This is a genomic window from Rhodococcus sp. 14-2496-1d, assembly GCF_002259365.1.
In the GTDB taxonomy this organism is placed as follows: Bacteria; Actinomycetota; Actinomycetes; order Mycobacteriales; family Mycobacteriaceae; genus Rhodococcoides.
Map to the genome: position 1 here is coordinate 496,088 of NZ_NPFV01000018.1, position 13,319 is coordinate 509,406.

A 13,319-nucleotide genomic window follows, 5' to 3' on the forward strand; every position below is an offset into this window, starting at 1 on the left:
GCGACTCAGCGATGGAGGCTTCGACGGATCACCTGGCCGACACGTGAACCTGCGCTACGCACGAAGAACAGGGCCGGTGTCCAGTAGCTTCGTCGAATCGCTGTGTGCACGGCCCGCTGCAGGTCGACGTCGGTGACACCGGACGCGTCCATCGCGGCGAGTGCGGTTCTCAGGTAGCCGCGATCGCGGCTTCTCAGATCCATTCGACGAACAGCGCGTATGTCGATGATCTCGGGGAACGTCGTGCACTGTGCGCCTGCGGCCGCCAACCCGATCCGGGTGCGAACGCATTTGGCGCATCTGCCGCAGTTGAAGGCTCCGTCGAGGTTCTCCCAGCAGACCCGCAGATGGTTCATCGCGGTCCGGTTCTCGCCGATCCGACGAATCTTGCCCAGACGGTGCAGTTCGAGTTCGTGGTGCTCGAACTCGACTGTGCCACTCGACCACAAGGGGTCGAGGTCGGGATGAGAGCCCCACGGTGTGAGTTCCTCGCGGCAGTTCGACGACGGGATGATGACAGTGCTCAGGTGTTGCGACAACGCCAGACCGACGTGCGCCAATGCGGCACCATGAAAGTCGTATCCCCAGTCGAGCGGTAGTCGGTCGCCGAAGGCCGACCTCATCGTGGTCTTGACCTCGATCAACGGTTTGTTCAACTCCGCCGCCGACTCCCTGGCTGCGGCCGAGGCTCGGGCCGCCAGGTTCTCGTCGTCGACATCGATGTCGAAACCGTGCACGAAGATCAGGTGAGTGATGCGATCCGATTCCGTGATCGCCGAGTAGAAGCTGTCGACGCCGCCGCTGAAGAAGCAACCCACTCCTGTCGCGCCGGTGGCGACTCGGCCGGGTTCGGCGGAGATCGACACTTCCCGAAAACGCTTGGGATACCAGTCGAGGAAGACCTTCTGAGCCCCGGATGCACCTCGAAGCGCGGTCGAATCCACGGGGCCGTCGAACGTGATGTCCCAGCCCTTGCGCATTCCGGCCGTCAGGAGCGGCGGAAGCCAGGGGGTAGCGGAATGGTCGAGCGAATAATTGGACTCCGTCGTCACTCGAGTCTCGACACCCGACGGAGTCGTTATTCGCGCGGTGATGCGGTCGGCGTCGGTGCCTTCGACATGCACCGCCATCGGGCTGATCACGGTGGAGAGTGTGCCACAGGGAAAGTTGTCCAGACCGGATTCGTCTCGACGGGCCCCTTCACGACCGGCTGGTAGCTTGAGCAGCGACTTGAACCAGGACATCGGTGGGAGATATTTGCATGGCTCGGCTCGTCGCGATCGTCTCCGCTGTCCTGGGAATCCTGTTGACGATCGCGATACCGCTGCTGCCGATCGAGCAACAGCAGTCCTCGCTGACCTGGCCGCAGGGCGAGACGATCGGCAGCGTCGAAGCTCCGCTCGTCGGCTACACCCCCATCGGCGTCGACGCGACGATTCCGTGTGCTGCCGTCGAACAGTTGCCCGGCGGCGGTCTGTTGTTGTCGACCTCGCCCAAGGGATCGCCCGACGCCTATCGCTACGGTCTCGTTGCCGAGGTGACGGGCGGTGAGGCATCGCAACTGAAGGTGACAATGCGTGATTCGGTCCTCCTCGAGAAGCCGGTCTCCGAACTGACCGACTGCGCGTTGACGATCACCTCGAACGGTACGGCGACCACGGTCGGGCTGACCGACGCCGAGACCACCACTCGCGAGGGCGATGTTCGGCCGCAGCTGGTTGGAGTCTTCAGCGATCTTCGAGGCACCGTCGACGGCCTCACGCTGACAGCCCAGCTCGACAGTCGATTCTCGTCGACCCCGAGCGCGCTGAAGTGGTTCGCGATGATCGTCGGTGTGCTCGCCACGGGCATTTCTCTGGTGGCGCTGCACCGCCTCGACCTGTCCGACGGCAGGCGCGCCCGACGCTTCCTCCCTCGTCGATGGTGGACGTTCGGCGTGGCCGACGGCGTGGTGATCGGGACCCTGCTGGTGTGGCACCTCATCGGTGCGAACACCTCCGACGACGGTTACCAGCTGGGCATGGCGCGCACGGCCGATCACGCCGGGTACATGGCCAACTACTTCCGCTACTTCGGCGTTCCCGAGACACCTTTCGGCACACCGCTGTACGACATGTTCACCCTCCTCTCGCACGTCTCGACGGCCAGCGTGTGGATGCGGTTGCCGACGCTGATCTGCGCTGTCGTGGCATGGCTCGTCATCAGCCGCGAGGTGATCCCGCGGTTCGGTGCGGCCGCTCGCGCGTCGAAGACGGCGCTGTGGACCGGCGGTCTGGTGATGCTCGCGTTCTGGCTGCCGTACAACAACGGCTTGCGCCCTGAGCCGTTCGTGGCGCTCGGAGTGTTGCTGACGTGGTGCTCGGTGGAGCGCTCGATCGCCACCCGCAGGTTGCTGCCCGCAGCCGCGGCGATTCTGATCGCGGCGTTGACGGTCACGTGCGGACCCTCCGGATTCATCTGCTTCGCGCCGTTGATCGCCGGGGCTCGACCGGTGTTGCAGATCGTCGTCGCCCGCGCGCGTGACTTGGGTTATCGAACACCGGGCAGCACGACACTGGGAGCGGTGACGCTGCTCGCCCCGTTGGTCGCGTCGGGCACGGTTGTATTGGTGTTCGCGTTCGGCAACCAGACCGTGGCGGGCATGCTCGAGATGCAGCGTGTGCACAACGCGGCCGGTCCGAGCCAGGCCTGGTTCGACGAGTACCTGCGCTACCAGTGGCTGATGAACCTGGACATCGACGGCTCGCTCGCGCGTCGCTTCGGGGTGTTCGTCATGATCGTCTCGCTGATCGCAGTGGTCGTGGCGATGCTGCGCAAGGGCGGCAAGATCCCCGGTACCGCAACGGGTCCGGCACGGCGGATCGTCGGCATCACCGTCGGCGCGATGGCCCTGATGATGATCACCCCCACCAAGTGGACCCACCACTTCGGTGTCTTCGCCGGACTCGCCGCTTCTGTTGCAGTACTGGCAGCGGTGGCGACCGGTGCCGCGGTGCTGCGTTCGCGACGCAACCGACTCCTGTTCGCTGCTGCGGTCTCGTTTCTGCTGGCCGTCGCGTTCACCGGAACCAACGGCTACTGGTACGTATCGGCGTGGGGAGTTCCGTTCTGGGACAAGCCGATCCTCGTTGCCGGCCTGGGCATCTCGACCATGTTCCTCGGCCTGACCCTGCTGCTGTTGCTCGCAGCGGTTTGGTTCCATCTTCGTGCGCCCTATGTGCGCACCGACATTCCGATGGCACGTTGGTGGTCGGTGCCGCCGATCGCGGTGGCGGCCGCTCTGATGGTGCTGCTGGCCGTGGCATCGATGGCCAAAGGCGCGGTGGCGCAATGGCCGTCGTACTCGATCGCGAAGTCGAACCTCTCCGCGCTGGCCGGGAACACGTGCGGTCTCGCCAACGACGTACTGCTCGAAACCGACCCCAATGCCGATGTGCTGCAACCGGTGAGCGGCGACGCATTCGCCGCGCTGGGTGCCGAGAACGACGGATTCACCCCGAACGGCGTTGCGGGTGATCTGACGGCCGACAAGGAGGCGTCGGCATCGGGTACCTCGAACACCGTCGACACCGAGGAGCAACAGCAGCCGGCGTCGACCACCGGTGCCGGAACCGGTGGCAGCGCACTGCCGTACGGCCTCGATCCGGAATCCGTGCCGGTGCTCGGCTCGTTCGGGTCCGACACCCCCGCCACACTGACGACCGGCTGGTACGCGTTGCCCGCCGATCCGGGCGACCTGATCTCCATCGCCGCTGCCGGACGCATCCGCTCGGTGGACTCCGACGGCATCGTCACCTACGGGCAGAGCCTCGAACTCGAGTACGGGGTGGACGGGCAGGCGCAGGGGCGGGTGACGCCCATCGACATCGGTCCGACGCCGTCCTGGCGCAACCTGCGTGTACCCATGGATCGGATTCCAGCCGGCACCAACATGATTCGCCTGGTGCTCTCCGACACCGATCGTGATCCCGACCAGTGGTTGGCGATCACGCCGCCCCGAGTTCCGCGCACTCAGACGCTGAACGAGGTCGTCGGCCGTGACGCTCCGGTGATGCTCGATTGGGAGGTCGGGTTCAACTTCCCGTGCCAGCATCCGTTCGACCATCGCCTCGGGGTTGCCGAAATTCCGCAGTACCGGGTACTGCCGGACCGCAGCGGTGCCGTCATCACCAACGCGTGGCAGGACCACTTCGGCGGCGGGCCGCTCGGGTGGATCGACATCGTTGCCTCCGCCCGCACCATTCCGTCGTACCTGTCCGGCGACTGGGACCGCGACTGGGGGTCGATCGAGCAGTACACCCCGTACGACGAAGCGGCGCAGGCGGCGCAGATCACAGCAGAAGAGGTGCAGCGTTCGGGTCTGTGGACGCCCGGTCCGATCAAGACCGGTTAATCTCTACGCGTTCGGAAGTCCTTACACCGACCAGGAGAGAAACGGGGATAGGGCAATGGCGAACGCTATAGAAGTAGAGGACCTCGTACTTCGGTACGGCAAGAACGTCGCGCTCGACGGGATCGATTTCACCGTTCCGGAGGGCACGGTGCTCGGTGTGCTCGGCCCCAACGGTGCCGGAAAGACCACGGCGGTCCGTATTCTCGCCACCCTGCTGCAGGCGACATCGGGCTCGGCCAGAATCTTCGGACTCGACGTGCATTCGCAGGCGAACGAGGTGCGGAGCACGATCGGACTGACCGGCCAGTTCGCGGCCGTGGACGAGTACCTGACCGGGTACGAGAACCTCGAGATGGTCGGCCGACTGTTCGGCCTGCGCAAGGCCGAAGCCAGGAAGCGCGCCGACGAGCTGCTCGTGCGCTTCGACCTCGAGTACGCCCGTGATCGCACCGCCAAGCAGTACTCGGGCGGTATGCGTCGGCGACTCGACATCGCGGCCAGCCTGATCGGGCGACCACGAGTGGTGTTCCTCGACGAACCCACCACCGGACTCGATCCGCGCAGCCGGATCACCATGTGGGAGTTCATCGCAGATCTCGTCCGTGACGGAACCACCATTCTGTTGACCACCCAGTACCTCGAAGAGGCCGACCGGCTGGCCGATTCGATCATCGTGTTGAACAAGGGCAAGATCATCGCCCGCGGCACAGCGGACGAGCTCAAGGCGCAAACGGGCGGCGAGCGAGTCGAATTCGTGCTCACCGATCGATCCCAGGCCGATCGCGCGATGCAGATCCTGGCCCCGATCGGCGTCGAGCCGCCCACCCTCGACGATCAGGTCGGCCGGATCGTCATGCCCGTCAACGGGGGATCGAAGGACCTGTCGACCGCACTGGTCGAGCTCGAAAGGAACGGAATCGAGGTCGTCGACGTCGGTCTGCGACGGCCGAATCTCGACGATGTGTTCCTGAGTCTGACCGGTCAGACCACCGGCGAGCCCGAGACGGCGGAGGAAGAGAAATGAGCAACGTCCTTCTGGATTCCGCGATCATCACCAAGCGAAATCTGATCAAGCTCAAGCGAGTTCCCGATCTGCTGTTCTTCGCCACGCTCTCCCCGATCATGTTCGTCCTGCTGTTCGCCTATGTCTTCGGCAGCGCGATCGAGGTTCCCGGCATCGACTACAAGAGTTTCCTGATGGGCGGCATCTTCGTGCAGACGATGATCTTCGGTGCCTCCATCACCGGGTCCTCGCTGGCCGAGGATCTGCAGAAGGGCGTGATGGATCGGTTCCGGTCGTTGCCGATGGCACGTTCGGCCGTCGTCATCGGGCGCACCGCCGCCGATGTCGGAAACAACATCGTCACCATTACCATCATGTCGATCACCGGCCTGATCGTGGGTTGGCGAATCACGTCGTCGTTCTTCGACGCTCTGCTCGGGTACGTCCTGCTGCTGCTGTTCGCATACTCGATCTCGTGGGTGATGGCGCTGGTGGGCTTGATCGTGCGCTCGCCGGAGATCTTCAACAACGCGTCGTTCATCGTGATCTTTCCGTTGACGTTCATCGCCAACACCTTCGTCCCGATCGACAATTTCCCCAGTGTGCTCAAGACGATCGCCGAGTGGAATCCGATCTCGTCGGTGACGCTGGCGGTGCGAGAGCAGTTCGGCAACACCAACCCGATGGCACCGCCGCCGGAGGTCTGGCCACTGCAGAACCCCGTGCTCTACACCCTCATCTGGGTGGTGTTGATGCTCGTGGTGTTCGTGCCGCTGTCGGTACGTAAGTACCAGAAGACGATGACCGCCTGACATCGACGCAGAAAAGCACCCCCGGTCGCTCGGCGACCGGGGGTGCTTCGATGTCTTCTGGGGAAAGGCTTACGTGTGGTACGGCTCCGCGCTGACGAGCGTGACCTTCATGGTCTTGCCGTTGGGCAGTGTGTACTCGCGGGTGTCGCCGACCTTGGCGTCGATGAGCGATCCGCCCAGCGGTGACGCGGGGGAGTACACCTCGAGCTTGTTGTCGCGGGCACCCTCTTCGCGAGTGGCGATCAGGAACGTCTCCGTGTCGGACTCATCGCCGTCGTAGTAGACCTTGACGACGGACCCGGGCAGTGCGACACCGGACTGAGTGGGTGCCTCGCCGACCTTCGCGTTGTTGAGCAGCTCCTGCAGCTGGCGGATACGTGCTTCCTGCTGGCCCTGCTCCTCACGCGCAGCGTGGTAGCCGCCGTTCTCCTTCAGATCGCCCTCTTCGCGACGCTCGTTGATCTCGGCGGCGATGACGGGGCGATTGGAAATGAGCTGGTCGAGTTCGCTCTTGAGCCTGTCGTGTGATTCCTGGGTAAGCCAGGTCACCTGGGTCTCGGTCATCTCGATCACTCCCTCGTAGTCGGAATCTCGAGTTCGGATTCCGGTTTCTGAGCAGGTAGGGCACGCAACGAACAGGGGACTCCAATGGTTGGATCCCCTTGGTCGGCCCACATCCTGGAGCCGTCGTCGTCGTTCGCAGGTGAACCCTGCCCGCAATGCAGCAATACACGGCACCTACTGCGGTGGCCGTGTATGGGCCGAGCTTACCACGAACAGGCAGTTCGCCTATCGGGCTCGTAAATATTCGGGAACATCGAGGCTGCAGCCGTAGACGTCGCCGACGGCGGGTGCGGCCGACGTCGTCACCTCGGTGGTCATCTCCACGGTGGTCGACGCCGACTCCGGCGGGATGTACACCTCACGTCTACCGGTCTCGGAGCCGTCGCGCGATCGGGCGCGGACGATGCACACGGCCGGTTGCTCGGGATCCTGCCGGGTGACGCTGAACCTGATCGACATCGTCTGCTCGTCGACGATGTCGAACGAGAGCTGACTGCCCTCGATGGGTTTGACCGAGAACTTGCTGTACGCGTAGTAGGCCACACCCGTTCCGACCAGCAGGACCAACGCCACGAGTGCGATCTTCGTCGCACGTTTCGGGGCCTGCCGAACGCCGCTCGGACCGGAACCCGACGGGTATCTACCTGCGGGAAGTGCGTTGGTCATGTCAGCTCTCGGGGTCGATTCGGGGGTGCCGCTGGGTGCCTGTCGGCATCAGGTGGAACTATAGGTCAGGCAAGAACCAGGCGAATCCGAGGTGAGGAAGAACGTGTCCGGACTGCGGCTCATGGCAGTGCATGCCCATCCCGACGACGAGTCCAGCAAAGGTGCTGCGACAACGGCTCGCTACGCGGCCGAAGGGCACGAGGTTCTGGTCGTCACGCTCACCGGCGGCGAGCGGGGCGACATCCTCAATCCGGCGATGGACATTCCGGGTGTGCACGAGCGCATCCGGGACGTTCGACGCGAGGAGATGGCGGAGGCCGCCCGCATCCTGGGCGTCCGGCAGACGTGGCTCGGCTTCGAGGACTCCGGGTTGCCCGAGGGCGATCCTCTACCGCCTCTCCCCGAGGGCTGTTTCGCGCTGGTCCCGTTGGAGGTCTCCACCGAGGCGTTGGTGAAGGTGGTGCGCGAGTTCAAGCCGCACGTCATCACCACCTACGACGAGCGCGGCGGTTACCCGCATCCCGACCACATCCGCTGCCACGAGGTCTCGATGGCCGCATGGGAGGCCTCGGGCGATCCCGAACGCTTCCCCGACGCCGGTGAGCCCTGGACTCCGCTCAAGCTCTACTACTCGCACGGGTTCATCCGTAAGCGCATGCAGCTCTTCCACGATTGGTTCATCGATCGCGGCGAGGAGAGCCCGTTCGTCGACTGGCTCAAGCGTTGGGACGGCCAGCGCGACGAGATCATGGGTCGCATCACCACGCAGGTCACCGTCGGTGACTGGTTCGAGCAACGCGACGACGCACTGCGCGCACACGCGACGCAGATCGACCCCAATGGGTCGTTCTTCGCCGTGCCGCTGGACGTGCAGCGCAAGCTGTGGCCCACCGAGGAGTTCGAGTTGGCTCGCACTCGGGTCACGACGTCGCTGCCCGAGACGGACCTGTTCGCCGGAATAGAAGAGACCACCGAATGATCGTGTCGATCCTCGCCCAGCAGCCCACCGGTCCCGAGTTCGGTAAGTCATCGCCGATCGGCCTGGTGATCCTGGTTGCGCTGCTGGTCGGAACGGCACTGTTGATCTGGTCCATGAACAAGAAGATCAAGCGTCTGCCCGCCACGTTCGAGAAGGAGGATCCGACGTTGGATCAAGCCCTCGACGAAGGCACCGACCGCGGCGGGATCGCAGATCCGTCCCCGCCGGAACGGACTCGAACCGAACCCGCCGCCACCGACGAGCCCTGATGCTCGACGCCAATGCCCTCGGTGAGTCCACCAGCCCGTATCTGAGGCAGCACGCGGACAACCCGGTGCACTGGCAGCAATGGGGACCGCAGGCTCTGCAGTCCGCCCGTGATCGCGATGTTCCCATCCTGCTGTCGATCGGATACTCGGCGTGCCACTGGTGCCACGTCATGGCTCACGAGTCGTTCGAGGACGAGGCGACCGCGGCATCGATGAACGAGCATTTCGTGTGCATCAAGGTCGATCGCGAAGAACGACCCGACCTCGACTCGGTGTACATGAACGCCACCGTCGCGATGACCGGCCAAGGGGGGTGGCCGATGACGTGTTTCCTGACCCCCGACACCGAGCCGTTCTACTGCGGAACGTACTTCCCGCCGGCCCCGCGTCAGGGAATGCCGTCGTTCCAGCAGTTGCTCACCGCGATCGCCGACACCTGGTCGACGCGGCGACAGGAAGTGTTCGACGCCTCCGCCGACATCGTCACCGAACTGCGCAAACACAGCGCAGGCGTGCCCGCGGGCGGACGCCCGATCGACGCCGATGCTCTGGCGGCCTCGGTCTCGGCGATCTGCGCGGACGAGGACACCACGTACGGCGGCTTCGGCCGGGCACCGAAGTTCCCACCCGGCGCGCTGCTCGAGGGTCTGCTCCGGCACTACGAGCGCACCGGCGACACCGAGGTCCTCGGCGTCGTTCGCCGTACCGCGTCGGCCATGGCACGCGGTGGCATCTACGACCAGCTGGGCGGGGGATTCGCGCGCTACTCCGTCGATGCCGAGTGGGTCGTCCCGCACTTCGAGAAGATGCTCTACGACAACGCGCTGCTACTGCGGTTCTACGCGCACGCGGCCAGGGTCGACGACGATGCGCTCGCCCGGCGGGTGGCGTCGGACACTGCGGAGTTCATGCTCCGTGAACTACGCACGGACAATGGTTGTTTCGCGTCGGCCCTCGATGCCGACACCGAAGGCATAGAGGGTCTGACCTACGCGTGGACCCCGGAGCAACTGATCGAGACTCTCGGTTTCGAGGACGGCGTCTGGGCAGCGGGGTTGTTCGCGGTGAATTCGGCAGGCACGTTCGAGGCAGGTATGTCGGTACTGCAACTGCCCGCCGAACCCGAGGACTACGACCGGTTCGCCCGGGTGCGCGGAGCACTGTCGGCCGCTCGCGCGACTCGGCCGCAACCCGGCCGCGACGACAAGGTCGTCACCGCATGGAACGGGTTGGCGATCACCGCGCTGGTCGAGGCCGGAACCGGGCTGGGGCAGTCGCGTTGGGTCGACGCGGCAGTCGAGTGCGGCGAGCAGCTGTTCGCCGGCCACGTCGAGTCCGGGCGGGTCCGCCGTGCCTCTCTCGGCGGAGCGGTGGGTGAGGCCACCGGTGTGCTCGAGGATTACGCGTGTCTCGCGGTCGCCGCGGCGGCGCTGTTCCAGGCCACAGGAGATTCGGTCTGGTCCGAGCGCATGACGTCGATCATCGACGCCGCGGTCGAGCACTTCGCCGACCCCGATGACGTCGGCGGGTGGTTCGACACCGCCGACGATGCCGAGACTCTCGTGACCCGCCCTCGTGACCCGATCGACGGGGCCACCCCGTCGGGAGCATCCACGATGGCCGAGGCGCTGCTCACCGCAGCGGCATTGGTCGATCACAGCTCCTCTGCGCGTTACGCCGAACTGGCGGCTGCGTCGCTGGCACGATCGGCGTCGATTCTCGAACGAGCGCCCAGGTCCGGCGGGCACTGGTTGGCGGTCGCAGAAGCGTCCGTTCGTGGCCCGATTCAGATCGCGGTGTCGACGGCACCCGGCGGTGATCTGCTCTCGGCCGTGCGGGCGCTGGCTCCTGGCGGTTCGGTCGTGGTGGCAGGCGTGACGGATTCGTCGGCGCTGCTGACCGACCGTCCACCCGTCGACGGCCTCGAAACGGCGTACGTGTGTCGTGGCTTCGTGTGCGACCGTCCTGTGACGTCTGCCGAAGATTTGCCGTTCGCACTGCAGAGGTGACGACGCTCGTCGATGCTTCGACGGGAGAACAGTACTGTTGCCGGGAGTTTCCTCGGCCTGGGGTGGTCGAACGTCTATCAACGGATCGACGGTGTCATGAGTGAAGGTGTCATGAATGAGGGTGTGATGCGTGCGGGCACCGTGTACGCGGCAGTGACCGACGAACAACGCGCTGCTGTCGCCGAGTTCGTGGCCGCGGTTCCGATGGCGGCCATGGTGCATTCGATGCAGTACGAGGTCGTCGGTGCCAACATCCTGTGCGAGGGTGTGCTCGGGTGCGCGGTGGACGACATGGTCGGTCGACCCGTTGCGGATTTCGTGCCGCTCGGCGATCGCGCGTCCGCGACGCGCATCGCGGTCGAACTCGAGCACCGGTTTCCCGATGCGGGCTCCGCCGATGAGGGTCGACCGATCGGAGCGCTGCGTCGAGTGCGCCGCGGCGACGGGGAGGTCGTCTCCTGCTGGATGCATGTCGGAATCGCGAAGATCGCCGGGCGTCGGTTCATCGTCGCGCTGCTGGATCTGGTCAATCCGGTCGCGGACGACACCGTTCGTTGGCGTGATCGCGCCGAGCGCGACGAGTTGACCGGATTGCTGCGACGTGGGCCCTTGCTCGCCCACGTCGACGAATGGATCGTCGAGGATCTGCCGGTCGCTCTGGCATTCGTCGACGTCGACAGGCTGAAATCGATCAACGACGTGCACGGTCACGCTGCGGGCGACGCCATTCTGGAGGCAGCAGGACGTCGCCTGCACCAGTGGTCGCCGCGCGGGAGCGTCGTCGGTCGGTACGCGGGAGACGAGTTCGTGTTCGCCGTGTCGTTCGACGGGGCGAAGGGGACCGACAGCGCCCATATCGCGGAGTCGGTGAGGTCGGCGATCTGCGGAGAGCCGGTGCCGTTCGGATCGAATCTGCTCGGGGTGTCGGTGAGTGTCGGCGTTGCCGTGCGTGAGCCGGGGGAGTCGAGAGATCGACTGATTCAGCGCGCCGACGCACTGATGTATCGAGACAAGGCAGCTCGAAGCACCTGAGGGTGGATCAGAACAGTACGAGCCACACGGCGACCAGGTGGCAGGTTGCCGCCAGGACCGTCGCGGCGTGGAAGAACTCGTGATGGCCGAAGGTGGTGGGCCAAGGATTCGGCCACTTGGTGGCGTACAGCACGGCCCCGACGCTGTAGAACACCCCGCCCACGAGAAGCAACAGAAACGGTGCAAAGCCGACGTGCTCGATCAGCGCGGGTGCGACCGGGACGATCGCCCAGCCGAGGAGTAGGTACAGCGGTACCCCGACCCATCGGGGAGCTGTGGGCCACAACATCTTCAGTGCCACCCCGGCAAGTGCCCCGACCCACACGACGACGAGCAGCACGCGTCCGGTCGAGGCGGGTAGACCCAGCACGGCGAACGGGGTGTAGCTACCTGCGATGAACAGGAAGATCATCGAATGATCGGCGCGCTTCATCCAGATCTGCGACGCCGCGGTCTTCCAGTGCACGCGATGGTAGGTGGCACTGACCCCGAACACGCCGCAGACGGTGACGGAATACACGCTCACGGCCACACCCGCACTGACCGAGACCATGCTGAACGCCAGGGTGACGAGGGTGATCGCGCACACCACCGCCACGCCGAACGCGTACAGGTGAATCCAGCCGCGCATACGTGGTTTGACGGGAATCTCGTCCAGTCCGAACATCGTCATGAAAGATGACCTCTCCGTACCGCCGGCGAAACCTACGCCACCGTAGGTTCTGACGCTACTGTACCGGCGACCGGCTCGCAGACGTCGGCGTAAGGTGATCCTTCGTGGTGATGAGAGCAGCGGTGACGAAGCAGTGGTGATCATTCCGCAGAAGGTCCGCGGCGTTCTCTACAACGTGTACGAGCGGCGTCTGCTGAGCCAGCTCGAAGGGGTTCAGCACCCTCGGCACGTGGCGGTGATGTGCGACGGCAATCGCCGCTGGGCGCGCGAGAACGGATTCACCGACGTCGCGCACGGGCACCGGATGGGAGCCCTGAAGATCGCCGAGATGCTCGGCTGGTGTGACGCGGCCGGAATCGAGATGGCCACCATCTACCTGCTCTCCACCGAGAACCTGCGCCGAGATGCGGACGAATTGGATTCACTGCTCGACATCATCACCGACGTCGTCGAGGAGATCTGCGGACCCGAGATGAACTGGGGCGTCAAACTCGTCGGCACCCTCGATCTGCTCCCCGCGTCGACCGCGCGTCGGCTCAAGGAAGCAGCAGCGCTGACCGAGGGACGATCCGGAACGCACGTCAATGTCGCCGTCGGATACGGCGGGCGGCAGGAAATCGCTGACGCCGTGCAGTCCCTGGTCAGCGAGAAGATCGCCGAGGGCGTCAGCGGCGACGACCTGGTGGCGTCGATCAACGTCGACGAGATCGGCAGTCACCTCTACACCTCCGGCCAACCCGATCCGGATCTCGTCATCCGCACCTCGGGCGAACAGCGACTGTCCGGCTTCCTGCTGTGGCAGAGCGCGTATTCGGAAATCTGGTTCACCGAGGCCTACTGGCCCGAATTCCGTCGCGTCGACTTCCTGCGTGCGCTGCGCGACTTCGCGGCCAGACACCGCCGTTTCGGTATCTGATCG

Annotated in this window: 12 protein-coding genes; 8 read left to right on the top strand and 4 right to left on the bottom strand. The window is 65.0% G+C overall.

Annotated features, from left to right (window positions below; genetic code table 11):
* Positions 1-5: 5 nt before the first annotated feature.
* Entirely contained in the window at positions 6-1,142 is a 1,137-nt protein-coding gene (locus CH296_RS15980) for a hypothetical protein (protein WP_256980474.1), read from the bottom strand.
* A gap of 119 nt (positions 1,143-1,261) precedes the next feature.
* On the opposite strand from CH296_RS15980, the gene CH296_RS15985 reads away from it, so the two are divergent.
* Genes CH296_RS15985 through CH296_RS15995 form a run of 3 tightly spaced genes read left to right on the top strand, consistent with a single transcriptional unit; the run spans position 1,262 to position 6,208 of the window.
* Positions 1,262-4,393, top strand: coding sequence for an arabinosyltransferase domain-containing protein (locus CH296_RS15985; RefSeq protein WP_094685177.1), 3,132 nt, complete (start codon positions 1,262-1,264; stop codon positions 4,391-4,393).
* Positions 4,394-4,448: 55 nt separating this feature from the next.
* Positions 4,449-5,417, top strand: a complete 969-nt coding sequence (locus CH296_RS15990) for an ATP-binding cassette domain-containing protein (RefSeq protein WP_094685178.1) — start codon at positions 4,449-4,451, stop codon at positions 5,415-5,417.
* Positions 5,414-6,208: an ABC transporter permease gene (locus tag CH296_RS15995; protein WP_032394017.1), complete on the top strand. Its 795-nt coding sequence runs from the start codon at positions 5,414-5,416 to the stop codon at positions 6,206-6,208. Before CH296_RS15990 ends, CH296_RS15995 begins: the two co-directional genes overlap by 4 nt.
* A gap of 69 nt (positions 6,209-6,277) precedes the next feature.
* Here CH296_RS15995 and greA read toward each other — a convergent pair whose 3' ends face one another.
* Both greA and CH296_RS16005 read right to left on the bottom strand, forming a co-directional pair.
* Positions 6,278-6,772: a transcription elongation factor GreA gene (greA, locus tag CH296_RS16000; RefSeq protein WP_032394210.1), complete on the bottom strand. Its 495-nt coding sequence runs from the start codon at positions 6,770-6,772 to the stop codon at positions 6,278-6,280.
* Between the two features lie 225 nt (positions 6,773-6,997).
* Positions 6,998-7,438 carry a DUF4307 domain-containing protein gene (locus CH296_RS16005; RefSeq protein WP_045199113.1) on the bottom strand — a complete coding sequence of 147 codons (441 nt, stop codon included), beginning with the start codon at positions 7,436-7,438 and terminating at the stop codon, positions 6,998-7,000.
* A gap of 103 nt (positions 7,439-7,541) precedes the next feature.
* On the opposite strand from CH296_RS16005, the gene mca reads away from it, so the two are divergent.
* From mca to CH296_RS16025, 4 genes are all read left to right on the top strand, one after another.
* Positions 7,542-8,417, top strand: a complete 876-nt coding sequence (gene mca / locus CH296_RS16010; RefSeq protein WP_176459393.1) for a mycothiol conjugate amidase Mca — start codon at positions 7,542-7,544, stop codon at positions 8,415-8,417.
* A complete protein-coding gene (locus CH296_RS16015; protein WP_032394020.1) occupies positions 8,414-8,686 on the top strand; it encodes a hypothetical protein in 273 nt (90 codons plus the stop codon). Before mca ends, CH296_RS16015 begins: the two co-directional genes overlap by 4 nt.
* Positions 8,686-10,695: a thioredoxin domain-containing protein gene (locus tag CH296_RS16020; protein WP_094685179.1), complete on the top strand. Its 2,010-nt coding sequence runs from the start codon at positions 8,686-8,688 to the stop codon at positions 10,693-10,695. Before CH296_RS16015 ends, CH296_RS16020 begins: the two co-directional genes overlap by 1 nt.
* Positions 10,696-10,806: 111 nt before the next feature.
* Positions 10,807-11,727 (top strand): GGDEF domain-containing protein, encoded by a 921-nt coding sequence (locus CH296_RS16025; RefSeq protein ID WP_179277737.1) that lies wholly within the window; start codon positions 10,807-10,809, stop codon positions 11,725-11,727.
* Between the two features lie 7 nt (positions 11,728-11,734).
* Here CH296_RS16025 and CH296_RS16030 read toward each other — a convergent pair whose 3' ends face one another.
* The gene (locus tag CH296_RS16030; protein WP_032394022.1) at positions 11,735-12,400 is read right to left on the bottom strand and encodes a hemolysin III family protein; all 666 of its coding nucleotides are present in this window, start codon (positions 12,398-12,400) and stop codon (positions 11,735-11,737) included.
* 133 nt (positions 12,401-12,533) lie between these two features.
* Here CH296_RS16030 and CH296_RS16035 point away from each other — a divergent pair, with 133 nt between their 5' ends.
* The gene (locus CH296_RS16035; RefSeq protein WP_032394023.1) at positions 12,534-13,316 is read left to right on the top strand and encodes an isoprenyl transferase; all 783 of its coding nucleotides are present in this window, start codon (positions 12,534-12,536) and stop codon (positions 13,314-13,316) included.
* Positions 13,317-13,319 lie beyond the last annotated feature (3 nt).